This is a genomic window from Flavobacterium sp. PMTSA4, assembly GCF_032098525.1.
In the GTDB taxonomy this organism is placed as follows: domain Bacteria; phylum Bacteroidota; class Bacteroidia; order Flavobacteriales; family Flavobacteriaceae; genus Flavobacterium; species Flavobacterium capsici.
The window spans coordinates 2,079,595-2,104,136 of sequence record NZ_CP134890.1 but is presented as its reverse complement, the minus strand read 5'-3'; the positions used below and the strand labels follow the sequence as shown (position 1 = coordinate 2,104,136).

21 protein-coding genes are annotated in these 24,542 nt (G+C 32.7%); 9 read left to right on the top strand and 12 right to left on the bottom strand.

The genetic code is table 11. The features are described 5' to 3' along the window. Nucleotides 1-59: 59 nt before the first annotated feature. A complete protein-coding gene (locus RN605_RS09590; RefSeq protein ID WP_313324438.1) occupies nt 60-1,352 on the top strand; it encodes an aminopeptidase P family protein in 1,293 nt (430 codons plus the stop codon). 111 nt (nt 1,353-1,463) lie between these two features. On the opposite strand, the gene RN605_RS09585 is transcribed toward RN605_RS09590, so the two are convergent. Then, the gene (locus RN605_RS09585; protein ID WP_313324437.1) at nt 1,464-1,814 is read right to left on the bottom strand and encodes a hypothetical protein; all 351 of its coding nucleotides are present in this window, start codon (nt 1,812-1,814) and stop codon (nt 1,464-1,466) included. Nucleotides 1,815-2,192: 378 nt separating this feature from the next. Here RN605_RS09585 and RN605_RS09580 point away from each other — a divergent pair, with 378 nt between their 5' ends. Further along, a complete protein-coding gene (locus tag RN605_RS09580; RefSeq protein WP_313324436.1) occupies nt 2,193-2,978 on the top strand; it encodes an alpha/beta fold hydrolase in 786 nt (261 codons plus the stop codon). 46 nt (nt 2,979-3,024) lie between these two features. Here the strand turns inward: RN605_RS09580 and RN605_RS09575 are convergent, their stop codons facing one another. The 6 genes from RN605_RS09575 to RN605_RS09550 form a co-directional block, all read right to left on the bottom strand. Next, nucleotides 3,025-3,408 carry a hypothetical protein gene (locus tag RN605_RS09575; protein WP_313324435.1) on the bottom strand — a complete coding sequence of 128 codons (384 nt, stop codon included), beginning with the start codon at nt 3,406-3,408 and terminating at the stop codon, nt 3,025-3,027. Between the two features lie 56 nt (nt 3,409-3,464). Continuing rightward, the gene (locus tag RN605_RS09570) at nt 3,465-6,218 is read right to left on the bottom strand and encodes a PD-(D/E)XK nuclease family protein (protein ID WP_313324434.1); all 2,754 of its coding nucleotides are present in this window, start codon (nt 6,216-6,218) and stop codon (nt 3,465-3,467) included. A 63-nt stretch (nt 6,219-6,281) separates the two neighbouring features. Next, nucleotides 6,282-7,673: an OmpA family protein gene (locus RN605_RS09565; RefSeq protein ID WP_313324433.1), complete on the bottom strand. Its 1,392-nt coding sequence runs from the start codon at nt 7,671-7,673 to the stop codon at nt 6,282-6,284. 131 nt (nt 7,674-7,804) lie between these two features. Further along, nucleotides 7,805-8,998 (bottom strand): glycine C-acetyltransferase, encoded by a 1,194-nt coding sequence (gene kbl, locus RN605_RS09560; RefSeq protein WP_313324432.1) that lies wholly within the window; start codon nt 8,996-8,998, stop codon nt 7,805-7,807. Between the two features lie 17 nt (nt 8,999-9,015). Continuing rightward, on the bottom strand, nt 9,016-12,174 hold the full coding sequence (locus tag RN605_RS09555) for a UvrD-helicase domain-containing protein (protein ID WP_313324431.1): 3,159 nt from the start codon (nt 12,172-12,174) through the stop codon (nt 9,016-9,018). Next, nucleotides 12,174-12,692 carry a GNAT family N-acetyltransferase gene (locus RN605_RS09550; protein ID WP_313324430.1) on the bottom strand — a complete coding sequence of 173 codons (519 nt, stop codon included), beginning with the start codon at nt 12,690-12,692 and terminating at the stop codon, nt 12,174-12,176. Before RN605_RS09550 ends, RN605_RS09555 begins: the two co-directional genes overlap by 1 nt. A 102-nt stretch (nt 12,693-12,794) precedes the next feature. On the opposite strand from RN605_RS09550, the gene RN605_RS09545 reads away from it, so the two are divergent. Then, on the top strand, nt 12,795-13,403 hold the full coding sequence (locus RN605_RS09545) for a superoxide dismutase (protein ID WP_313324429.1): 609 nt from the start codon (nt 12,795-12,797) through the stop codon (nt 13,401-13,403). Nucleotides 13,404-13,823: 420 nt separating this feature from the next. Here RN605_RS09545 and RN605_RS09540 read toward each other — a convergent pair whose 3' ends face one another. From RN605_RS09540 to purN, 4 genes are all read right to left on the bottom strand, one after another. Further along, nucleotides 13,824-15,722, bottom strand: a complete 1,899-nt coding sequence (locus RN605_RS09540; RefSeq protein WP_313324428.1) for an amidophosphoribosyltransferase — start codon at nt 15,720-15,722, stop codon at nt 13,824-13,826. 63 nt (nt 15,723-15,785) lie between these two features. Next, nucleotides 15,786-16,712: a PfkB family carbohydrate kinase gene (locus RN605_RS09535; protein WP_313324427.1), complete on the bottom strand. Its 927-nt coding sequence runs from the start codon at nt 16,710-16,712 to the stop codon at nt 15,786-15,788. Between the two features lie 214 nt (nt 16,713-16,926). Beyond that, nucleotides 16,927-17,406, bottom strand: coding sequence for a ribonuclease HI (rnhA, locus tag RN605_RS09530; protein WP_313324426.1), 480 nt, complete (start codon nt 17,404-17,406; stop codon nt 16,927-16,929). A gap of 11 nt (nt 17,407-17,417) precedes the next feature. Then, a complete protein-coding gene (purN, locus tag RN605_RS09525) occupies nt 17,418-17,987 on the bottom strand; it encodes a phosphoribosylglycinamide formyltransferase (protein WP_313324425.1) in 570 nt (189 codons plus the stop codon). A gap of 175 nt (nt 17,988-18,162) precedes the next feature. Between purN and RN605_RS09520 the strand changes: the two genes are divergently transcribed. The 6 genes from RN605_RS09520 (at nt 18,163) to RN605_RS09495 (ending at nt 23,400) form a co-directional block, all read left to right on the top strand. Further along, nucleotides 18,163-18,399 carry an acyl carrier protein gene (locus RN605_RS09520; protein WP_007137004.1) on the top strand — a complete coding sequence of 79 codons (237 nt, stop codon included), beginning with the start codon at nt 18,163-18,165 and terminating at the stop codon, nt 18,397-18,399. A 167-nt stretch (nt 18,400-18,566) separates the two neighbouring features. Beyond that, nucleotides 18,567-19,820 (top strand): beta-ketoacyl-ACP synthase II, encoded by a 1,254-nt coding sequence (gene fabF / locus RN605_RS09515; RefSeq protein ID WP_313324424.1) that lies wholly within the window; start codon nt 18,567-18,569, stop codon nt 19,818-19,820. Nucleotides 19,821-19,825: 5 nt separating this feature from the next. Further along, nucleotides 19,826-20,566 (top strand): ribonuclease III, encoded by a 741-nt coding sequence (rnc, locus tag RN605_RS09510; RefSeq protein ID WP_313324423.1) that lies wholly within the window; start codon nt 19,826-19,828, stop codon nt 20,564-20,566. 112 nt (nt 20,567-20,678) lie between these two features. After that, nucleotides 20,679-21,167, top strand: coding sequence for an IPExxxVDY family protein (locus RN605_RS09505; RefSeq protein ID WP_313324422.1), 489 nt, complete (start codon nt 20,679-20,681; stop codon nt 21,165-21,167). A gap of 2 nt (nt 21,168-21,169) precedes the next feature. Continuing rightward, nucleotides 21,170-22,600 (top strand): pyruvate kinase, encoded by a 1,431-nt coding sequence (gene pyk / locus RN605_RS09500; RefSeq protein WP_313324421.1) that lies wholly within the window; start codon nt 21,170-21,172, stop codon nt 22,598-22,600. A gap of 41 nt (nt 22,601-22,641) precedes the next feature. Next, on the top strand, nt 22,642-23,400 hold the full coding sequence (locus RN605_RS09495; RefSeq protein ID WP_313324420.1) for a Bax inhibitor-1/YccA family protein: 759 nt from the start codon (nt 22,642-22,644) through the stop codon (nt 23,398-23,400). Between the two features lie 52 nt (nt 23,401-23,452). On the opposite strand, the gene dinB is transcribed toward RN605_RS09495, so the two are convergent. Then, nucleotides 23,453-24,535 carry a DNA polymerase IV gene (gene dinB, locus RN605_RS09490; protein WP_313324419.1) on the bottom strand — a complete coding sequence of 361 codons (1,083 nt, stop codon included), beginning with the start codon at nt 24,533-24,535 and terminating at the stop codon, nt 23,453-23,455. Nucleotides 24,536-24,542: the final 7 nt, after the last annotated feature.

Sequence of the window (24,542 nt, the reverse complement as noted above, 5' to 3'; positions counted from 1 at the left end):
CTTCATAGTTTTTATTCTTTCGTAATTTTGGTAAATCATAATTTTTAAAATTTCTAAAAATGAAATACCATCCAATAGACAAAGATTTATTCATAAAAAACAGAGCAAAATTCACTGCTGTAATGAAACCAAACAGCGTTGCCGTGTTTAACAGTAACGATATTTATCCGGTTTCTGCCGATTCTACTTTGCCTTTTGCGCAACATCGCGATATTTTTTACTTATCTGGTGTTGACCAAGAAGAAAGTATTTTGTTGCTTTTTCCAGATGCACCTTATGAAAACCTGAAAGAGATTCTTTTTCTCAAAGAAACCAACGAACACATTGCCATTTGGGAAGGCGAGAAGCTAACCAAAGAAAGGGCTTTTGAAGTTTCAGGAGTTAAAACCGTAATTTGGTTGCAGGATTTCCATAAAACTTTGAAAGAAATCATGGCGTATGCTGACACGATGTATATCAATACTAACGAACATTATCGTGCAGCTATTGAAACCGAAACCCGCGAAGCTCGTTTTGTAAAATGGTGGAAAGAAAATTATCCGGCACATAAAGTAGAAAAATCAAACCCAATTTTACAGCGCATCCGTTCTGTTAAGGAAAGCGAAGAACTCGATTTAATTCAAAAAGCGTGTGACATCACCGAAAAAGGTTTCCGCAGAGTATTAAATTTTGTCAAACCAAATGTAATGGAATACGAAATCGAGGCTGAATTTATGCACGAATTTCTAATCAATCGTTCAAAAGGTTTTGCTTATACGCCAATCATCGCTTCGGGAAATAATGCTAACGTTTTACATTACATCGAAAACAATCAGCAATGTAAAGCAGGCGATTTGATTTTATTGGATGTTGGTGCCGAATATGCCAATTATTCCAGCGATATGACACGTATGATTCCAGTTTCTGGGCGTTTTACAGACAGACAAAAAGAAGTGTACAATGCCGTTTTGAGAGTTAAAAATGAAGCAACAAAAATGTTAGTTCCAGGAAATTATTGGAAACAATACCATGTTGAAGTAGGTAAAATAATGACTTCAGAACTTCTTGGTTTAGGATTGTTAGACAAAGCCGACGTACAAAACGAAAACCCAGAATGGCCAGCTTATAAAAAATATTTCATGCACGGAACATCACACCACATGGGATTAGACACACACGATTACGGATTATTACACGAACCAATGGAACCAAATATGGTTTTCACAGTTGAACCTGGAATTTACATTCCTGCCGAAGGTTTCGGAATTCGTATAGAAGATGATGTTGTTATTCAAAAATCAGGCGAACCATTCAATCTAATGCGCAATATACCAATAGAGGTTGAGGAAATAGAAAGCATTATGAATGTGTAGTTTCAAATAAATATTGAAAATTGACGGCTCACGAAAGTGAGCCGTTTTTTATACTGTAACTTGTCATTCTGAGGCACGAAGAATCCCATCAAACAAACAAAAAATCTTAAATCAACTTCTAATCTTAATCAACACGTCGTTTTGAATCTTAAGTACCTTATTTTCTTCTTGCAATTGAGCAATTAACGCATCTTTTTCAGCATTTAATTGGTCGGTGTTAGGTTGGTTTTTAGTAAACTCCATCGGAAGTTGGTCGGCAATATCACTAAAGAAATTGTGCTTTAATGCATAGCAAAAATCAATTAAAACGGATGTTTGCAAGCTGCTGCTTTCGGTATACTTAAAGACCGAAAGCCCGTTTCGATTGATGGCCTCGCCAACGGCTTTGTAACTAAGGTTTTTGGCTTTGATTTTTTTCTCTAAAATCTTGCCTGTACTGATGTTATTAGGACTAATTTTCATAGAATTCGGTTTTATTGCATTGACTTTAAGGTTAAAAACATTTAAAGATATACTAAAAGTAATAAATTATATATTAAAAGTGTTGAATTTAACACTAATAGTATTGAATATTATATTAATAGTATGTAGTTTGATACAAATAATATTATGTTTAATATTAATAGTGTAGAGAATTATATAAAAAGTATTTTATTTGATACTAATAGTGTTGAATTTAATACTAAAAGTACTGATTCATTCGTTTTGAAGGTGATTGACTCATTTTTGAAGTGATTTTTAGAGTTAAAAATGTAGCTTGAAAAGTCATATTTAGTAAGCAGAATATTTTTTTCAGAATTCATTCGTGCTTTCGTGTTGAAATAGTAATTTTGGAACGAAATGAGCAAACAACTTATCTACAAAAACACCAAAATCAGTTATACCGAGCAAGGAAAAGGCACGGCAGTGGTTCTGTTACACGGTTTTCTCGAAAATCAAACCATGTGGAATGCTTTTGTTCCCGATTTGACTAAAAAAAATCGCGTTATTACCATTGATTTATTAGGCCACGGACAAACCGAATGTTTAGGATACGTGCACTCAATGGAAGACCAAGCTGATGCGGTTCATCATGTTTTACATGAATTAAAAATTAGAAAAGCAGTTTTTATTGGTCATTCAATGGGTGGTTATGTAGCGCTGGCTTTCGCCGAATTGTATCCCGAAAATGTAAAAGGAATTGTGTTGCTTAACTCAACTTCGCGTGCTGATAGCGACGAACGAAAAACAAATCGAGACCGCGCTATTATTGCCGTAAAGCAAAATTACACCAACTTTGTTCGGATGAGTATTGCCAATTTATTCAGCGAAGACAACCGCGAAAAACTCGCAGAGGAAATAGAACAAGTAAAACTTGAAGCACTAAAAACGCCACTTCAAGGCATCGTGGCAGCACTTGAAGGCATGAAAATCAGAAAAGATAGAGAAGTGATTTTGCATTTTGCGCCATTTCCAATCCAATTAATATTAGGTAAAAAAGACGGCGTGCTTATTTACGAAGACAATCTCGAGCAAATAGAAGGCACCAAAGTAAAACTGACTACTTTTCCTGATGGTCATATGAGTCACATTGAAAATCAAGCGGATTTAAAGAGAGTTTTATTAGAATTTTTGAAAGGCATATAAAAAAACAACTCACTTTCGTGAATTGTTTTCTCAATTTGGTTCTTCATTAGAGTTTAGCTCTTGTAATCTCTTGACCTGTGGGATATTTTATGGAAGCATCATCTTCAGCCGTGATAAAAATTTCATCTATTTCGTAAGGTGTAATCGTTTCAAACGAAGCTTTTGATGAAGCATCGGTGTCAAGTCTTCCTAAGTTATGCAATCCGTTAGACTTCGTTTGAAGCCATACCAAATAATACTTTTTGGAAGGCGATAACCTTTCGGGAGCAGTTAAATATTTAGCATTTAGCTCTAATTTACTGTTTCCATTGTCATCTTTAGATGTTTTGACCGTAATTTCGGCTCCTGGTGTAACATTAGAAATTGGAAACTTAACTTTTGAAGCACAAGAGGCTAAAATAAGGAAAGTTAAAATAATTGTCTTTTTCATATATTTTGAATTTTAAGTTCATCAATAATATACGAAAAAAAATCTACAATTCCTAATTACACCCGTTCTTCAAAGGGTTTGTCTTTGTCAAAAATCTCTAATAACAAGGTGACAATTTGATCTAAATAGCTTTCCATAATTTCGGGAGTAATTACCGCAGTCGAAACTTTATCAACTTTGTAATTGAACGGAAGAAAACCTGCTTTCATATTTTTAAAAGAAACAATTCCAACTTCGATTTCTCGGTTTTTAGCTTCGGGTTCATACATAAAAGCATATGCCAAAACCTGAATGATTTTATCGTTTTTGATATCATCTGTTAAACCGTTCCAATCGGAAAGCGAAACATTTTTTTGTTCTACTTTACCGGTTTTATAATCAATAATTCTAATTTTTCCGTCGCGAAGTTCAATTCGGTCTACATTTCCTTTTATCAAAACAGGAAAAGGCAAACGATTGTCTTCAATGGTTCGTTGATAGGTTGTTTCAAGGGATAAAACCTGAATTTCTGCACCGTTTTCAATTTCTTTTCGTTCCGCCTTTAGAAAATTTTCAACATTTCGTTTAGCAACTTCATAGGCTAGTAGGTTTCTACCTGTTTTAATATCGCCTTCTTTATACACTTTTTTAAACTGAATGAGCACTTCGGTTTCTGTTTTAAAGAGTGCTTCATCAATATCATCAACGGTTAAAATTAGGTTTAAAAAAGGTTTGTACAATTCTTCCAAAGTTCCATGAATGATAGTTCCCAAAGTGTTTACGGCAATATTTTCTTCTACTTCATCGGTTTCTTTAATGCGAAGAATTCGTTGAAAATAAAACTGAATAGGATTTCGAATATAACTTGTCAAAGATGAAGGCGAAAAACCAGTTTCGGCAATTTCTTTTAAACGGTTTTGTACCTGTTCTGATTTTTCAATAACCATTAATTCATTGGCAACTGCAGGAACTATTGGGTTATAAAAAGTATGTTTTAAAGTATGATTGGGTTGTTTCTCAATTTCTAATTGTGTGATGAACCTACTTTTTTCACCAGCATCAAAACCATCGCTATCCGAATTGTATAGCAAATAAATATTTTTAGCACGTTGCAATAAATGATAAAAATGATAGGTGTAAATGGCATCCTTTTCTTTATAAGTCGGCAAACCATACTCGCGTTTCACATCATAAGGAATGAACGAATTGTTAGATTTCCCAGCAGGAAATTTACCTTCATTAACCGATGTGATGATAACGGTTTCAAAATCCAAAACACGACTTTCTAAAACTCCCATGATTTGCAAACCTTCTAAAGGTTCGCCTTCAAAAGAAACTTCGGCAACTTCGACTACTTGTTTGTAAATGGCAAACAAAGTTTTTAAATCGGTAACCGAATTTTGATTCGATAAATAGCTAATGAGTTTATTAATTACTTTATAAATCGAGTAAATAAACGCATTCGTAATCTTTTCTTCTTCGTTATCACGATTTAATTTTGATTTGATATACAACAGAATTTGTGCAATATTTTCAAGAAACTGAACAGGATTTGTATCCCATTTTTGAAATAAAAGTTGAAATAACTCATTTTCTTTACCATACAATTCGTGAAGTTTATTCAAAGAAATAAATGAAAAATTGTTTCTGTTGATGCGATTTACTAAGTCATAAGCATCGATATAAGGTTCAATCAAAGGATTTGTCAAAACATCGAGCACATCTTTAAAATACATCGTGTAACTGCTGCTATTTCTATTGGTTGTGTTGACATGAAGTTTAAAAAACTTTGAAATTAATAGCTGTGCAGGATTGTTTTTACTCGAAAAACCCATCGTGATATTTAAAGCATCAACATTTTTGGGCAATGAATACAAAATAGGCAACAACAGATTTTCTTCACCAAGAATGATTGCTACATTTTGAAGATTTTCAGTTTCACAATGTTGTTCGATGATATTCCCAACAATTTTAGCTTGGCCAATTGCTTTTGGCGTACTAATAATTTCGATGGTTTTTTGTTGTGCAAAATCTTTCGCAACCCATTGGTAAGGATTGTTTTTATAGAAATTCCATTCTTTTTTAAACTTTCTTTGAAACAAACCCGCATCGTGCAGTTCATCTTTTAAAAAAACTTCGTCCAAATCCCAATAAACTTCAGCTTTATCAATAGCCAACAGGTGTTGAATGATTTTTTCTTCCGCTTGATTTAAAGCATTGAAACCTGCAAAGATGAACTTTTCATTCTTTAAATTATCACTAAAATGGGTGAGGTTTTCAGTCGCTTCTCTGTAAATTAATCCTTGGTATCCAATTCCTTTGTTATACAGATGTTTGTATAATGAATGATAATAATGAGGTAATTTTTTCCAAAACAGAAGGTGTTTTTCAATCAATTCTGTTTTTTTATTGATGTCAACCGACCAATGTTCTATTTCTTTAATGTTTTCAAGATATTTCAGGATTTTATCTGGTTCTAATAAATATCTATCAATTTCATTAAAATCTTGAAGCAATGTTTTTGCCCAATTGGCAAAGCTTTCAAACTCATCCAACTTATTTTTTTCTTCAATCGAACAATAAACGTTATAAAATTCGAAGAGTAATTCAACCGAATCAATATTTCTTATTCCAGAAATATTTTGAACAAACTCTTCTATAGAAATGATGTCGGGAGCAAAAATAGTTTTAGTTGTAATATTTTGTAATTCATTGATCAAAAAAACTTTTGCTCTTTTATTTGGAAGAACAATAATGCAATCCGAAAGATTTTCGGGATAATTTGTGATAATCGTATTTGCAAGTTGGTTTAGAAAAGTTGGTTTTGACATGTTATAAAAATAAAAAAACGCTCCGAATTCGGAGCGTTTTTCAAGAAAATATTTTAAAAGAAATTATTTAACTAATTTCACTTCAACTCTTCTGTTGTTAGCTTTACCAGCTTTAGTTTTGTTAGTGTCAATTGGTTTTGACTCACCGAAACCAACTGAAGATAATCTAGAAGAATCTATACCGTTTTCTACTAAGTAGTTTTTAACAGCAGCAGCTCTATCTTCAGATAATTTTTGGTTAGCAGCATCTTTACCATCGCTATCAGTGTGTCCTTCTAAAGAGAATTTAGAATTTGGATACTCTTTTAAGATAGCAGCAATTGATTGTAAAACTGGGTAAGTTTGTTGTTGGAATGAAGCTTTACCGCTATCAAATAAGATAGTTTTAGCATAGTCATTTAATCTTTTAACAACTTCGTCAGATACTTCTGGACAACCATTGTTAGCAACAGTTCCTTTTACATCTGGACATTTGTCATCTTTGTCTAAAACTCCGTCACCATCTCTATCTGGCCAAGGACATCCACCATTTTCTTTTGGACCTTTAACATCTGGACATTTGTCATTTTTATCCATAACTCCGTCACCGTCAGTATCAGGACAACCATTGAATTGTTTTAAACCAGCTACTTCAGGACAAGCATCATCTTTATCAGCGATTCCATCACCGTCAGTATCAGGACAACCATTGAATTCAGCTGGACCAGCTACATCTGGACAAGCATCATCTTTATCAGCGATTCCATCACCATCAGTGTCAGGACAACCATTGAATTGTTTTAAACCGGCAACATCTGGACAAGCATCATCTTTGTCATAGATTCCATCACCATCGGTATCTTTACCTCCAAATTTGAAAGTAAGACCAGCAAAATGCTGCATATGAGTTGGCATGTCAGCTCTATTGTCCTCGAAAGAATATTTGTAGGTAGCGCGATATGATAAACCAACATTTTCAGTAAACCATAAAGTTAATCCTAAACCACCATTAACTGTTCCTGCTGAATTGTCTCCATACCAAGTATAACCACCACCAACGTGAGCAGATGGATCAATTACTTTTGATTTAATTAAATTCATAAAGCTGTAGTTAACTACTCCATCAACTGCGTAATAACTTAAATCACCAGGATTAGTTACAGTGTAGTCTTCATCATTAATTCTTGGATTAACAAATTTTTTAATCTTGTTAATAGAACCTGTAAGTCCAAAAGAGAAATTGCTACCTACGTATTTAGATACGTTTAAATAAGATACAGAAGGTAAAATGTTCCAATGATCTTTTGCATTGAAAAATTCTGAAAACTGATCTTCTACTTTAGATGCTGCACTAACTCTAGTGTCAACTGCATTTACCCCAAAAGATATAGCCCATGGGTTGTTGCTGTCTTGAGCTTGAGAGCTGATTCCAGCTAACATTACCATAGCAACGAATAATTTGTTAAGGTGTTTCATACTTAATTTGATTAGATTATAATAATTATAATAGAACAAAAGTAATACCTATTCCAATAATATCAAAATCTTATTGTTAAAATGTGTGAATTATATAATGTTCTAAGCAAAATTTTGAAATATACTAGATATTATTTGATGATATTCAGTTTTTTACCCACTTCTTCAAAGGCAGCTATAGTTTTATCAAGATGCTCTTTTGTGTGAGCTGCCGATAATTGAACTCTAATTCTAGCCTTATCTCTGGGAACAACAGGAAAGAAAAATCCAATAACATAAACTCCTTTTTTCAAAAGTTCATCAGCCATAACTTGAGAGAGTTTTGCATCATATAACATTACAGGAACAATTGCCGAATCGCCATCAATAATATCAAAACCAGCATTTTTCATTCCTTCTTTAAAGTAATTAGTATTCCATTCTAATTTGTCTCTTAAGGAAGTATCTTTTTTTAAAAGCTCAAATACTTTAATTGATGCTCCAACAATTGCTGGTGCTAATGAATTTGAAAACAAATAAGGTCGAGAACGTTGACGTAAAATTTCAATAATTTCTTTTTTTGCGGTAGTATATCCACCCATTGCGCCACCAAGTGCTTTTCCTAATGTTCCGGTAATGATGTCAACTCTTCCCATTACACCTTTTGCTTCCAAAGTTCCTTTTCCGGTAGCACCAATAAAACCAGCAGCATGACATTCATCAACCATAACCATAGCATCATATTTATCAGCTAAATCACAAATTTTATCCAGAGGTGCTACTAATCCATCCATAGAGAAAACGCCATCGGTAACTATTAATTTAAAACGATGTCCAGCTTCTGTCGCTTTTTTTAGTTGCGTTTCCAAATCATCCATATTTGAATTTTCATAACGATAACGTGCAGCTTTACACAAACGAACACCATCAATAATAGAAGCATGATTTAAACTATCGGAAATGATGCAGTCTTCTTCACCTAGTAAAGGTTCAAAAACGCCACCGTTTGCATCAAAAGCAGCTGCATAAAGAATAGTATCTTCAGTTCCGTAGAAATCAGCAATTTTTTGTTCTAATGTTTTATGGATATCTTGAGTTCCACAAATGAAACGGACTGAAGACATTCCAAAACCATGTGAATCCAAAGCGTCTTTTGCTGCTTGTATTACTTCGGGATGCGATGATAAACCTAAATAATTATTGGCACAAAAATTTAAAACCGTTTCACCATTAACATTGATTTCAGCACCTTGAGGTGAAGTGATGATGCGTTCTTTTTTATACAAACCATTTTCTTCGATGGTTTTTAATTCGTTTTGTAAGTGTTGTTGAATTTTTCCGTACATGGTTACTTGTTTGTAGTTTATGAATGCAAATTTACGATTTCAATTTCTTCTCCGATATAAACCAATGTTTTTTTAATGACTTTGTAACCCATAGTTTCAATAGCATTTTGATATTGTTCGAGTTGTGATTTGTGTTTTGGTAAATTTTGTCCTGTTTTATAATCCAATAAAAAAACCTCATTTTGGTTTGAAATAGAGATTCTGTCAGGTTTAATGATGCTGTTTTTCTGTATAATTGTTTTTTCGTTTAGTATTTTATGTTCATCATTAAAAAATTCTTGTAACTCATCATGATTTATAATTTCTACTAATTTTTTTTCAACTTCATCTTTTTGATTTTCTGTAATCAAACCATTTTCAATTGCTTTTATTAATGCTAAATCAACATCCGATTTTGTCTTTACATACGATAAAATTTCGTGTAAAATATTTCCAAATTCAATAGCTTTTTGCTGTTTGGTATTCCACATGACACTTTCGCGTTGTGCAATTTTAATGTTTTTTGGATCTAATGTTTCCGCTATTTGAGGAATGGTTTTAGGAATCTCAATAGTTTCTTTTTGAGATGAAAGTTTTTTGTTTTCGCCAAAATGATATTCCATTTTTCCTTCTTCAAATTCGTTTTTATAAATTAGATAATTGATGAAAAAAGTCGCCATATTTTTAGGATATTCTCCCGAAGTTTTGGCTCTGTTTTGCATTTCTGAAACTACAAATAATTGTTCCTCAGCACGAGTTAATGCTACATATAAAACATTTACATCGTCTAATAATTCTTCTTGTTTTTTCTGCAAATACACTTCGGACGCTTCTTCGCCATAATTTTCTACATTAGAACTTTTATCGACTAAAACTTTTAGCAAACCCATTTGCTCATCGGCATTGAGCCAAATTTTTTCTTTCGGACCTTTGCTGTAATCTTCATCGGCAAAAGGGAAAATCACCACTGGAAATTCTAAACCTTTCGATTTATGAATGGTCATAATTTTGATGGCATCATTATTTTCGGGTGAAGGAATGCTTAATTTATGTGAATTAGTATCCCAATAGACCAAAAAATCTGCTGTTCCAGCTTGTTTTTTTATGTCTTGCTCTAAAACTAAATCCTGAAAAAATTGAACATAAGCCGTTCTTTTTTCGATTGGAATTATTTTTGAAATGATGATTTCGGCCGCTTCATACAATGATTTTTTCCTGATATTTTGAAAAGAAAATGCAATATCAAATTCTTCCAACCATTTTTCAAAATCAGATTCAGCAGAAAGTTCTACTCCTTTTGCTATAAAATCGTGAATTTCGAATTGAGTTTGATGGTTTTTTGCTAAATAATAAAGAAAATTTGCCTTCGATTCTAAGTCTGAAAAATTGTTCAGATAACGTAGTAAGTCAACAATCACTTTGACTTCGCTTGAAGAACCAAGCAATAAACTTTCGGAAGATAAAATTGGAATTCCTTTTTCGGTTAAATAATTGGCAATTAAAGTTCCTTTGTCTTTTTTTCGGGTTAAAATGGCAATGTCTTTATTGCAGAAACCTTTTTGTTTTGAGTTTTGAATGATTTCAAAAGTTTTTTCTAGATAAAGTTCATCTTTAGTTGGATTTTCTTCGTCCTCAAAATCATTTTTATCCATTTTTGGGATAAAAGAAATGGATACAAAACCACCTTTTTTATCATTGATTTCTTGGCGCGAATGATTTAAATACAAATCTTTATAATCTTCATTTTTAAATTCATCTGCAATAAACTGGAAAAACTCATTATTAAACTCAATCACTTTAGAATAACTTCTATAATTTGTTCCTAATGATTCTGTGTTTTTTTCAATATTTGGAAAAGGATTTTCTTCTTTACTTAAAGAAATAAACTGTTCAGCTTTTCCGCCACGCCAACGATAAATTGATTGTTTTGGATCGCCAACAATCATCAAACTTCCTTGTGTTCCTTCATCGTCTTGACCTGAAAGCGAATTGCTTATCAACGGAATTAAATTTTGCCACTGCATTTCGGAAGTGTCCTGAAATTCATCGATGAAAAAATGACGGTATTTTTCGCCCAATCGTTCGTAAATAAAAGGCGCAGGTTGGTTTTGAATTTGTTCAAATATCAATTGATTGAATTCAGCAATTGACAAAATATTTTGTTCTTCCTGAATGTTTTTTAGTTTGCTGTTTAACGTATTTAAAAGTGAAAGCGGCGTGATGTTTTTTAGAAAAGCTTCGTAGAAATATAGTTTTTCATGTTTATTGTAAATGACACTTAAAATTTCCAGAAAATTTGGAATTAAAGACTCGATTATTGCTTTCTCCTTTGCGTCTTTTTTTATTTTAATATCATCAAATTCTTTAAATCGATGATTTTTAGATTTAACATCATCTTCCTTTATAAATTCGAGATGTTTAGGAAAAGTTCCATATGAGAAAGAGCTTTTATCAATTCCATTTTTTTCAATTAAATCCAAAGCCTTATCAGCAAGCTTACTACTTTCGATTTTTAGATTATCACATAATTTTGTCAATCGATTTTTAATTTCAACAAAATCTTCGATTGATTTGTTGTGAAAATGCGTGATTTCTTCGCGATTGTTTTCATTCAGAATCAATTTTCCGGTTTCCATGATTTCTCTGGAAATGTCCCAAGATTTGTCTTCGTTGGTTTTTTCTAAGGTATAATTTACCAATAATTCGGTGAGTTGTTTGTCGTTTCCGGCCTCAGCAATAATGGCATCAACGGCTTCAGTCAAGAGATTTTCTGTATCAAGCGAAACTTCAAAAGTGATGGGTAAATTCAAATCGTGTGCAAAACTTCGAATGACTTTATGTGTAAATTTATCAATAGTAGAAATATCAAAAGCCGCATAATTATGGATTAAGTTCTTGATGATGCTTTTCGCTTTCTGATGAATTTCATTCAAACTCAAACCCGTTTCTATTTGAATGGTTTGCATCAATTCTTGTGCTTTATGTGATGGATTTTCTTTCGCAAATTCAGAAAGATTTTCTAACACACGACTTTTCATTTCGTGAACCGCTTTGTTGGTAAACGTTATGGCAAGTATATTTCGATATGCATCAGGTTTTTTAGCAAGAAGAATGATTTTTAAATATTCTTTTACCAAAGTATAGGTTTTACCCGAACCAGCCGATGCGTCATATATTGAGAATGGTTTTTTAGTCATTATTTCAAAATTTCATAAATAAAATTCAATTTAGAATCTTCGCCATGATAAGCAACTTCTAGTTCAGCAATTTTTTTGGCACCAATTTTTTCAATAGCTTTTTGTGAACGAAAATTGGTTGCGCCAATATGAAAATGTATTTTTTCGACAAATTGAAAAGCATAATCAATCATTATTTTCTTTAAAGCCAAGTTGTATCCTTTTCCCCAAAACTTTCGTCCAATAAAAGTATAACCAATTAAAACGGTTTTGTTTTTTTCGTCATAATCATAAAAACGACTGCTTCCAACAACTTTATTGGTGTTTTTATCTATAACTAAAAATGCTCCTTTTGACAAAATAGCACCATCAAAGAAATTTTGAAAAACGTCTCTTTTGTAGCGTAATTTATTCGGATGTTGTTCCCAAAGTAATTTATCATTTGCAACTTCATATAATTCTTCAAAATGATTTTCTTTCAAAGGAATAAGCTGAATAATTTCATTTTGAAGATTTTTTGGTTGCCAATCAAGCTGCATATAAGTTTTAATTATTCGTTAATTGATAAATAGAATTTTCTTTTACGAAGTTAAATGTTTAAATTTGAATTCAATTAATTACTAATCATAAAAAAAAATATTATGTCATTTGAATTACCGCAATTACCTTATGCATACGATGCATTAGAACCACATATTGATGCTAGAACTATGGAAATTCACCATACAAAACATCATAATGCCTATACAACAAACTTAAATGCTGCTGTAGAAGGAACTGATTTAGCTGGAAAAACTATTGAAAACATTTTAATAAATCTTGACATGAAGAATGCAGCTGTTAGAAATAATGGCGGTGGATTTTATAATCACAATTTGTTTTGGAAAGTAATGTCACCAAATGGTGGCGGAAAACCAACTGGAGAATTAGCAGAAGCTATTGATGCTGCTTTTGGTTCTTTTGATGCTTTTAAAGTTCAGTTTGCAAAAGCAGGAGCAACTCGTTTTGGTTCTGGTTGGGCTTGGCTTTGTGTTCATAAAGGTGGAAAAGTAGAAGTTTGTTCTACGCCAAATCAAGATAATCCATTAATGCCAGAAATTGGTTGTGGTGGATTTCCAATTCTTGGAATGGATGTTTGGGAACATGCTTATTATTTACATTATCAAAACCGTCGTCCAGATTATATTGAAGCATTTTTTAATGTTATCAACTGGACAGAAGTTTCAAGATTATATGCTACAGAAAAATAAAACTATTTAGTAGAATGTATTGAACCGATTGTGAAAGCAATCGGTTTTTTTGTGGATGACACAAAAAATAAACAGGCAGAATTTCTTCTACCTGTTTGCCCCAAATCTACCATAAACTTAACCTACACTAAATACTATGGTAAAACAAAATTAATAACAAGTTATTTAATAATTGTCTTTTTGTTAAAATATTATTGGAATTTTAATAAAATAATGGTGAAAGGTATGATTTTGGAGGTTTAAATGGTATAAAAATAAAAAAGGTGAAAATTTCTTTTCACCCTTTTTGCCCCAAATCTACCATAAACTTAACCTACTAATGCTATGGTAGTCCAAATGTAAGCTGTTTATTAATTCTTTAACAAAATTTTCAGATGAACTACATTAATAATCGTTAAAATTCAAAAAAATGTTATTTTTTTAGTAAGCTCGGTCATTTTTGCCTTCATAAAAGTTTATAAATGACTTGTTTACTACACGATTTCCACCTGGAGTTGGATAATCTCCAGTAAAATACCAATCACCTAAATTTTTTGGACAAGCAACATGTAAATTCTCCACACTTTGGAAAATTATTTTTACTTCCGCTCTAATATCATCAGAATGCAGCATTTCAGCAATTTTATCTGAAATTTGTTGATAAGTGAAAGGTTCGTATATTGCTGTTACATGATTTGTTACATCTGTATCTTTAAAACTTTCTTGAGATTTACATTTAGTATAAACCTCTTCAATAATATTTTCTTTATTATGTTGTTTTAATAATTCTATTGCAGCTTGAAATGCAATTAATCCTTCAAGTTTTGCCATGTCTATTCCATAACAATCAGGATAACGAATTTGTGGAGCAGACGAAACAACAACTATTCGTTTTGGATTTAGTCTGTCCATCATTTTTAGGATACTTTTTTTCAAAGTTGTTCCTCTAACTATGCTATCGTCAATTATTACCAAATTGTCTGTTGGTTTTATAACACCATAAGTCACATCATAAACGTGAGCAACTAAATCATCACGATTTGCATCGTCAGTAATAAATGTTCTAAGTTTAGCGTCTTTTATAGCAATTTTTTCAGTTCTAATTTTAACTGAAAGTATTTCTTCTAACTTTTCTTTTGTTAGCGTTTTTCTATTTGTTAAAATAAATTGATTCTTTCTTTGATTTAAGAAATCATTTGCTGCTTCAACCATTCCATAGAAGGATGTTTCAGCTGTATTTGGAATATATGAGAAAACAGTATTGTCAGTATCATTTTCGATGGCTTGAAGAACTGCTGGCAAAATAAGTTTTCCTAATTCTTTTCGTTCTTGATATATTTCTGCGTCACTTCCTCGGGAAAAATAAATACGTTCAAATGAACAAGCTTTTTTGATTACAGGGTCAATAATATTTTCTTCAGTAACTGTTCCGTTTTTCTTTATTATTAGTGCATTACCAGGTTGAAGCTCTTGTACTTTTTCGAATTTAACATTGAAAACAGTTTGAATAACCGGACGTTCAGAAGCTACAACCACTATTTCATCGTCTTCATAAAAATATGCAGGACGAATTCCGGCTGGATCACGAAATACAAAAGCATCGCCATGACCAAGTAAACCTGCCATAGCATACCCGCCATCCCAACCACGAGAAGCACGTTTCAATATTTTAGAAACATTTAATTTTTCTGCTATAACTGGCGAAGCTTCGCGTTTAGATAATCCGTTGTTTTTGCATTCTTGATACAAATCGGTTACTTCATCATCGAGGAAATGACCAATTTTTTCCATAACAGTAACGGTATCTGCTAATTCTTTAGGATGTTGACCTAATTCAACCAAACTATTAAAAAGTTCGGTTACGTTAGTCATATTGAAATTTCCAGCAACAATTAAATTTCTATGCATCCAATTGTTTTGACGCAAAAATGGATGTACACTTTCAATACTGTTTTTACCAAAAGTACCATAACGAACATGTCCTAAAAACAATTCTCCTATATAGGGAATCTTAGCTTTTTGGAGTGTAATGTTATCTGCATATTCGGGATGTAAAGCCAATTCTTCATTAATACGTTCGTTGATTTGAGCAAAAATATCCTGAATAGGTTGAGACTGATTGGAACGTACTCTGCTTATATATCTTTCACCTGCATTTACATCAAATTTAATAGAGGCAAAACCAGCACCATCTTGACCACGATTGTGTTGTTTTTCCATTAGGAGATACATTTTTTGTATTCCATAAAAAGCTGAACCGTATTTATCTTCGTAAAATTCTAACGGTTTTTTTAATCTTAAAAGCGCAATTCCACATTCGTGTTTAATGGCGTCACTCATTGTATTGTAGTTATTTAGTTGTGTGTTTTAAATAAAAATGCCCCGAAATTTCGAGGCATAAATTTAATGTAATTCTATATCAAATTGTGTTAAAGATTTGAATTGTTTCAATCTTTCGTTTACTTCTTCTTTGGTAAGTTCAACCATTCTTTCCGTTCCAAATTTCTCTACACAGAACGATGCTAGGTTTGAACCTTGAATAATTGCATTCTTCATGTTTTCAAATGAAATGTTTTCGCTTTGCGTTATAAAACCAGCAAAACCACCAGCAAATGTATCGCCAGCACCTGTTGGGTCAAAAACTTCTTCTAAAGGAAGCGCTGGAGCAAAGAAAACATCGGTATTGTGAAATAATAATGCGCCGTGTTCACCTTTCTTGATGACAACATATTTTGGACCCATTGTTTGGATTTTTGCTGCCGCTTTTACTAATGAATATTCACCAGAAAGTTGTCTTGCTTCTTCATCATTAATGGTAATCACGTCAACACGCTTCATAACATCCAATAATTCAGGTAATGCACAATCCATCCAGAAGTTCATGGTGTCTAAAACTACAAGCTTTGGTTCTTCTGTCATTTGGTCTAAAACCGAACTTTGAACCAACGGATGTAGGTTGCCTAACATGACTACATCGCTATTAGTGAAATCAGCAGGAACAACAGGTTTGAAATCGGCTAAAACATTTAATTCAGTGATTAATGTGTCACGAGAATTTAAATCGTTGTGGTATTTTCCGCTCCAAAAGAAGGTTTTTCCACCTTTTACAATTTCGATACCTGAGATATCAATATTTCTATCGGTTAACAAATCAAGATATTCTTGCGGGAAATCATCGCCTACAACAGAGACAATAGCTGAGTTTACATTGAAATGTGAAGCTGAAAGTCCTATAAAAGTTCCTGCACCACCAAGTATTTTATCTGTTTTACCAAAAGGTGTTTCGATAGCGTCAAAAGCAACTGTTCCAACGATTAAAAGTTTGTTCATTATTACGTTTTCAATTTAAAGGTGCAAAGATAGGCTTTTAGTTTAAAAGTTTAAAATGGTTATGGGTTTAAAAATTTCAATATAGAATTTACTAAATAGGCACTAATAGGCAAGTAGTAGGCACGTAGTAGGCAATAGGTAGGCAATGAGTAGGCAATGGATAGGCAAGTAGAAAGTATTGAATAAGCTAAAAAAGGTGATTGAGAAAATCTAATTACAATAACTTCTGGTCTTCTTTTTCATAAAAAGCATCAATAGAGAGGTTTTCTAGACCTGAAGCATACACTGCCAATTCATCGCAACGCTCGTTTTGAGGATGATTGTTGTGACCTTTTATCCATTTAAAATCTACTTGATGTTTGCGGTAAATTTTTAGGAAACGCATCCATAAATCGGGATTTTTTTTGCCTTTGAAACCTATTTTTTCCCAACCAAAAACCCATTTTTTTTCTACTGCGTCTACCACATATTTTGAATCAGAAACTATTAATACTTTCATGTTAGGTTTGGTAAGTTTTTCTAAACCTACTATAACCGCTAAAAGTTCCATTCTGTTGTTGGTAGTTAATCGAAAGCCTTCGTAGAATTCTTTTTTATAGTTTGTGCCAACCAATTCCATAACCACACCATAACCTCCGTTTCCAGGGTTTCCTTTGGCAGCGCCGTCTGTGTAGATATGTACTTGGTGATTCAAGAGAAAAGGGATTAGGGATTAGGAATTAGAAGTTTTTCTATTGTTTTAGGGAAATGGTCGTGTTCTAGTTCTTGAACTTTCGAGGCAATTTCTTCAATAGAAGAGCAGTTTTCAATATTTACTTTTTCTTGAAAAATGAATTTACCTTCGTCGTAATTTTCGTTTACATAATGTATGGTTATACCAGTTTCTTTTTCTTTGTTTTCAAGAATCGCTTGATGTACATGGTTGCCATACATTCCTTTTCCACCATATTTGGGTAATAAAGCAGGATGAATATTGATGACTTTATTTGTAAATTCATGAATAATAGTTTCCGGAAATTTTAATAGAAATCCTGCCAGCACAATTAAATCGGGGTTTAATTTTTTTATTTTTTGAAAAACAGTGCCATCCGTTAGTTCTGATTTGGTGAAACTTTCAGAATAAATATTGTGGTTTTTTGCCCGCTCTAAAACTTTGGCATGCTGATTGTTAGAGAACACACCGATAACTGAAACGTTAGAATTGTTTTTAAAATATCGAATAATATTCTCAACATTGGAACCATTTCCAGAAGCAAACAGCACAATTTTTTTCATAGGTTCAAGAGTTTGGTACTGCAAAAAAAAGAATAATAGATAGATTTTAAATCATTTTAGCGTAAGAATTTGAAATTAATTTTTTACTTTCGTAGTTATATTTAAGAACAAAAAGGTTGTGTTAAAATAAAGTTTTTTATTTTTGCCAACAATTAAAATTAAAAATTTAAAAATTATGTCAGACATTGCATCAAGAGTTAAAGCGATTATCGTAGACAAATTAGGCGTTGACGAAAACGAAGTGGTAACAGAAGCAAGCTTCACGAACGATTTAGGAGCAGATTCATTAGACACTGTTGAGCTTATTATGGAGTTCGAAAAAGAATTTGATATTCAAATTCCAGATGATCAAGCAGAAAATATTGCTACTGTTGGTCAAGCTATTTCTTACATTGAAGAAGCTAAAAAATAATAATTAAAAATACCCGTAAATCCTTTTTTACGGGTATTTATTATTTTTAAAAACATCTACTCAGATTGTTTTCAATCTAAAAAATATAATACCCATGTCTCTTTAATGCTTATATTTGAAGAATTCATGGGTATGTTTTTATAAAAAAGAGTTCAAAAATACACTATATGACATTAAAACGAGTTGTAGTTACAGGTTTAGGTGCATTAACGCCAATAGGTAACAATATTGAAGAATATTGGAACGCTTTAGTTAATGGAAAAAGCGGTGCAGCACCAATTACCTATTACGATACCGAAAAACATAAAACAAAATTTGCCTGCGAAGTTAAGAATTTCAATGTCGAAGATTATATCGACAGAAAAGAATCCCGCAGAATGGATAAGTTTGCTCAATATGCAATTGCTGCCAGTGAAGAAGCTATAAAAGATGCTGGAATTACAGAAGATAATGTAAATAAACATAGAGTTGGAGTAATTTGGGGAGCAGGAATTGGCGGATTAGAAACTTTCCAAGAAGAAGTGATGAGTTATGCAGCAGGTGATGGAACTCCAAGATTTAATCCTTTTTTTATACCGAAAATGATTGCTGATATTGCACCAGCACATATTTCGATGAGAAATGGATTTATGGGACCAAATTATACTACTGTTTCAGCTTGTGCCTCTTCTGCAAATGCTTTGATAGATGCATTTAACTACATTCGTTTAGGAATGTGTGATGTTATTATATCGGGTGGTTCTGAAGCAGCGGTTACCATTGCTGGTATGGGCGGATTTAACTCCATGCAAGCGTTATCAACCAGAAATGAAAGTCCAGAAACTGCTTCGAGACCTTTTGATGCAACACGTGACGGATTTGTACTTGGTGAAGGCGCAGGTGCATTGGTTTTAGAAGAATATGAACACGCAAAAGCTCGTGGTGCGAAAATATATTGTGAAATTGGTGGCGGTGGAATGTCATCGGATGCTTATCATTTAACGGCTCCACATCCTGAAGGAATTGGAGTAATTGCAGTAATGCAAAATACATTGCGTGATGCAGGTATGAAACCGGAGCAAGTTGATCATATCAATACACACGGTACTTCAACACCACTTGGCGATGTGGCTGAATTAAAAGCTATCAGTGCTGTTTTTGGTGACCATGCTAAGACGATAAACATCAATTCTACAAAATCGATGACAGGACATTTACTAGGTGCTGCAGGAGCTATTGAAGCTATTGCTTCTATTTTAGCCATGAAACACGGTATTGTTCCTCCGACAATTAATCATGAGGTTGTAGATGAAAGAATTGACCCGAGTTTAAACCTAACTTTGAATAGAGCACAAAAAAGAGAAGTAAATGTTGCCATGAGTAATACCTTTGGTTTTGGCGGACATAATGCTTGTGTATTGTTTAAAAAATTAGAAGAATAAAGAAAATGGGTATTCTTAAAAAAATATTTTCTAATTCCCGTTCAACTGAGGACGGGATTTTTTTTTCCAAAATGGAAAATATTTTGGGATTTAAGCCATTGAATATTGAATATTATCAAAAGGCATTCACTCATAGGTCTTCAAACAAAGTAGATAAAAATGGTGATCCAATGAATTATGAAAGACTCGAATTTCTTGGTGATGCTATGTTGGGTTCGGTAATTGCGGCTCATCTTTTTAATGAAGTGCCAACAGGAGATGAAGGTTATTTGACAAAAATGCGCTCAAAAATTGTGAGTAGAGAACATTTAAACGAATTGGGTAGAGATTTAAATTTAATTCAGTTTGTTGAGAGCAAAGTACCCGTAAATCATTTTGGAGAAAATATACACGGTAACATTTTTGAAGCATTAGTTGGGGCAATTTTTTTGGATAAAGGATACGCTTATTGTGAAAAATTTATCATGAAAAGAGTCATTATTCCTTATGTGGATATCCCAAAACTGGAAGGTAAAGTTATCAGTTACAAGAGTCTTTTGATTGAATGGTGTCAAAAAGAAAAGAAATCGTTTCATTATGAAGTTTTTGATGACAATGGCAACGATGGACAAAAATATTTTGGTGTAAAATTATCAATTGACAATAAAGTTATTGCAAAAGCAAGAGCAACATCGAAGAAAAAAGCAGAAGAAAAGGCTTCACAAAGAGCTTATTTTGTATTTCAGGAAAAAATTAACACTAAATAATAAAAATCTTTAAACACTACATCGATTTAGTTCATAAAATTACGTTAATCACAAAAATGCTTTGTAAAATCTGCATCAGAAGTACTATATTTACAACTTATTTTTCGATTATATGGCTAAATTAAAATTACTTAGCGAAGAGTACGAAGAAATAGATTATCAACTAATTGCTATACACACCTCGATAGAAGATTATCGATTAGCATTTTTAATTAATAAAAACTTACCTATAAACCTTTCTAAGTGTAATCAAGATATTGAAATTCAAGAAAATAATGTTGAGTTGCAATTTTCGAGATTTAGTTATGACGACGAAAAAAACAATATTTCTTGGAATTTAATTCAAAATAAAAACCAAGAATATCAAAGTTCAACAACTTTAGACACAGGTTTGTTTGCAAATACAATTGCTCAAGTTTCTACCAATAGTTATATTTTACCAGAATTTAAGAAAGTAGATTACTTTTTAAAAGTAGATAATTGTTTTTCGGAAGATGAAATTCAAGAGACACTTTTATCATTAAAAAACATTCAAAAAATAAGCACAGTTTATACTGTAGCCATAGAAAATATCAAATCAAAAAACAATTTAATTTTTTAACAATGCCAACCAGAAAAAAAACAAAAATTGTAGCCACATTAGGTCCAGCATGTAGTTCTAAGGAAGTAATTAAAGATATGATTGAAGCTGGAGTAAATGTATTCCGTATCAATTTTTCTCATGCCGATTATGCTGATGTAAAAGAACGTATAGATATCATTAGAGGATTAAACGACGAGTTTGGGTATACTACAGCAATTCTTGCTGATTTACAAGGACCTAAATTGAGAGTTGGAGTGATGAAAGAAGATGTAGTGGTAAATCCTGGCGATATTATCACTTTTCAAACAGCAGAAGATGTTCCTGGTACTGCTGAAAGAGTTTACATGAACTATAAAACATTTCCAAGTGATGTAAATCCAGGAGAAAGAATTCTTTTAGACGATGGAAAACTGATTTTTGAAGCGCTTGAAACCAATGGAAGTACTGAAGTAGTATGTAAAGTAATTCAAGGCGGACCATTAAAATCTAAAAAAGGAGTAAATCTTCCGAATACAAAAGTTTCACTTCCTGCTTTGACTAAAAAAGACATCAAAGATGCTTTGTTTGCTATTGAAAATCAAGTAGATTGGATTGCACTTTCGTTTGTTAGAACGCCAAAAGATTTAGAGGAGTTGCAAGATTTAATTGCGAAACATTCTGAATATAAAATTCCTATTGTGGCTAAAATAGAAAAGCCTGAAGCAGTAGAGAATATTGATAAAATTGTTGCATTTTGTGACGGTTTAATGGTTGCTCGTGGTGATTTAGGAGTAGAAATTCCGGCTCATGAAGTACCATTAATTCAAAAGAAATTAATTCATAGAGCTAAAACAGCTCGTATTCCGGTTATTGTGGCAACACAAATGATGGAAACCATGATTACAAGTTTAACGCCTACACGTGCTGAGGTGAATGATGTTGCTAACTCGGTTATGGATGGTGCGGACGCTGTAATGCTTTCGGGAGAAACATCTGTTGGTAATTATCCTGTTCAAGTAATTGAGAAAATGACTCAAATTATTGAAGCTGTTGAAGATTCTCCATTGATTGTTGTTCCTCAAAATCCGCCTCACGTTCGTACGAAACGATTTATTACTAAATCAATTTGTTATCATGCGGCTATTATGTCAAACGAAATCAAGGCAAAAGCCATTTCAACATTGACAAACAGTGGTTATACTGCTTTTCAAATTTCTGCTTGGCGTCCGCAATCACATGTTTTGGTTTATACTTCAAATAAAAGAATATTGACACAATTAAACTTACTTTGGGGAGTAAAAGCATTCTTCTATGATAAGTTTGTAAGCACAGACGATACGGTTGATGATATCAACAAAATAGCTGCTGAAAACGGCTATGTGAAAAAAGGCGACATGCTTATCAATCTTGCCGCTATGCCAGTAGCTGATAAAGGAATGGTAAATACTTTGCGTATCTCTGAAATAAATTAAAAAAATACTATTTTTGGTCAAACAAATTAATATAAAAGACAATGGAATCTAGAAATCCGTTTTTTAAAAACAAAACCTTTACTAATACTTCACGAGAAGTAGTACACGAAGCAACTGTTATTGATTACAACGAATCAATGACTGTATCTGGAACTATAAACAAAAGTTTCTTAATGTTATTATTGTTAGTAGCTAGTGCTGCGGTAACATGGACTATGTTTTACAATGGTTATAACCCAATGATATTTACTATTGGTGGCGCTATTGTTGGATTAATATTAGTAGTTATTTCGGCGTTCAAACCTCAATATTCTCCTTATTTAGCTCCAGGTTATGCTTTATTCGAAGGATTATTCATTGGAGGTATATCTGCAATTTTTGAAGCAGCCTATTCAGGAATTGTAATTCAAGCGGTAAGTTGTACGTTCGTTACTTTTATGGTTTGTTTCGGGCTTTATAAATATGAAATCGTAAAAGTAAACGAGAAATTCCGTTCAGTAGTTATTGCGGCAACTTTAGCAATTGCTACTTATTATTTAATTTCATGGTTATTATCAATGTTTACAAGCTTTCAGCCAGTTCATTACGGCAATTCTATGATTAGTATAGGAATCAGTGCTTTTGTAATAGTAATTGCGGCATTAAACTTATTCCTAGATTTTGATCAAATAGAAAAAGGAGTACAACAAAAAATGCCAAAATATATGGAATGGTATGGTGCTATGGGCTTAATGATTACTTTAGTTTGGTTATACATTGAGTTTTTACGTTTATTATCAAAAATATCTAGTAGAGATTAATTTTTTTAAACTAAAAAATATAAAACCAGCTATTAAGCTGGTTTTTTTATGATTAAAAATCAAACTTCAACTGCACCACTACTGATTTTTTAACGTCGGTGTTCAAATTATTCAACGAAATACCCAATAATCTTACCGATTCTTTCATGCGTTCTTGATACAAAAGCTCTTTAGCTGTTTCCAGAAGTATGCCTTTGTCAGAAATAAAATAAGGCAATGTTTTGCTTCGGGTTTGCACAGTAAAGTCGCTGTATTTTATTTTTAAGGTTACTGTTTTACCTGATATTTTATGCTTTCGAAGTCGTTTTTCTAATTCTGCAGCTATTCGTTCTAACTTTTCGAGCATAAAGATTTCTGAAGTTAAGTTTTCGCTGAAAGTATGTTCAGCTGCTACTGATTTTGCAATTCTATTGGGTTTTACGGCACTGTTATGAATTCCACGAACAATTTTGTAGTAATGCAAGCCGCTTTTGTGAAAATGGTGTTCTAAGAACTCAGCACTTTTAGATTTTAAATCTTTGCCCGTAAAAATGCCAAGCTGATACATTTTTTCGGCAGTTACTTTACCAATTCCATAAAATTTTTTGATGTCTAAAGATTCCAAAAAAGGTTCAACTTCTTCAGGATTAACCGTTTTTTGACCATTAGGTTTATTGAAATCACTAGCAACTTTTGCCACAAATTTATTGATAGAAATGCCTGCTGAAGCTGTCAAACCTACTTCATCAAAAATCCGTTGCCTTATTTCTTTGGCCAATAAAGTAGCGCTAGGGTTGCCTTTTTTATTTTGAGTAACGTCAAGATAAGCTTCATCAAGTGATAACGGTTCAACCAAATCGGTATAGTCATGAAAAATCTTTCTTATCTTTTTGGAAATTTCTTTGTATCTATCGAATCGAGGACGAACAAAAATCAAGTCGGGGCAATTTCTTTTGGCTTGAATGCCACTCATAGCCGAGCGAACGCCATATTTTCGAGCTTCATAACTTGCTGCCGAAACCACACCACGAACCTCGCTACCACCAACAGCTAATGGCTTTCCTTTTAACTCAGGATTGTCCATTTGCTCTACTGATGCGTAGAAGGCATCCATGTCTACATGAATAATTTTACGATATGAAATCGGTTCTTCCATATCACAA

Coding starts and splice junctions, on each gene's coding strand:
- RN605_RS09590 (WP_313324438.1), top strand. CDS start 60: ATGAAATACCATCCAATAGACAAAGATTTATTCATAAAAAACAGAGCA.
- RN605_RS09585 (WP_313324437.1), bottom strand. CDS start 1,814: ATGAAAATTAGTCCTAATAACATCAGTACAGGCAAGATTTTAGAGAAA.
- RN605_RS09580 (WP_313324436.1), top strand. CDS start 2,193: ATGAGCAAACAACTTATCTACAAAAACACCAAAATCAGTTATACCGAG.
- RN605_RS09575 (WP_313324435.1), bottom strand. CDS start 3,408: ATGAAAAAGACAATTATTTTAACTTTCCTTATTTTAGCCTCTTGTGCT.
- RN605_RS09570 (WP_313324434.1), bottom strand. CDS start 6,218: ATGTCAAAACCAACTTTTCTAAACCAACTTGCAAATACGATTATCACA.
- RN605_RS09565 (WP_313324433.1), bottom strand. CDS start 7,673: ATGAAACACCTTAACAAATTATTCGTTGCTATGGTAATGTTAGCTGGA.
- kbl (WP_313324432.1), bottom strand. CDS start 8,998: ATGTACGGAAAAATTCAACAACACTTACAAAACGAATTAAAAACCATC.
- RN605_RS09555 (WP_313324431.1), bottom strand. CDS start 12,174: ATGACTAAAAAACCATTCTCAATATATGACGCATCGGCTGGTTCGGGT.
- RN605_RS09550 (WP_313324430.1), bottom strand. CDS start 12,692: ATGCAGCTTGATTGGCAACCAAAAAATCTTCAAAATGAAATTATTCAG.
- RN605_RS09545 (WP_313324429.1), top strand. CDS start 12,795: ATGTCATTTGAATTACCGCAATTACCTTATGCATACGATGCATTAGAA.
- RN605_RS09540 (WP_313324428.1), bottom strand. CDS start 15,722: ATGAGTGACGCCATTAAACACGAATGTGGAATTGCGCTTTTAAGATTA.
- RN605_RS09535 (WP_313324427.1), bottom strand. CDS start 16,712: ATGAACAAACTTTTAATCGTTGGAACAGTTGCTTTTGACGCTATCGAA.
- purN (WP_313324425.1), bottom strand. CDS start 17,987: ATGAAAAAAATTGTGCTGTTTGCTTCTGGAAATGGTTCCAATGTTGAG.
- RN605_RS09520 (WP_007137004.1), top strand. CDS start 18,163: ATGTCAGACATTGCATCAAGAGTTAAAGCGATTATCGTAGACAAATTA.
- fabF (WP_313324424.1), top strand. CDS start 18,567: ATGACATTAAAACGAGTTGTAGTTACAGGTTTAGGTGCATTAACGCCA.
- rnc (WP_313324423.1), top strand. CDS start 19,826: ATGGGTATTCTTAAAAAAATATTTTCTAATTCCCGTTCAACTGAGGAC.
- RN605_RS09505 (WP_313324422.1), top strand. CDS start 20,679: ATGGCTAAATTAAAATTACTTAGCGAAGAGTACGAAGAAATAGATTAT.
- pyk (WP_313324421.1), top strand. CDS start 21,170: ATGCCAACCAGAAAAAAAACAAAAATTGTAGCCACATTAGGTCCAGCA.
- RN605_RS09495 (WP_313324420.1), top strand. CDS start 22,642: ATGGAATCTAGAAATCCGTTTTTTAAAAACAAAACCTTTACTAATACT.
- dinB (WP_313324419.1), bottom strand. CDS start 24,535: ATGGAAGAACCGATTTCATATCGTAAAATTATTCATGTAGACATGGAT.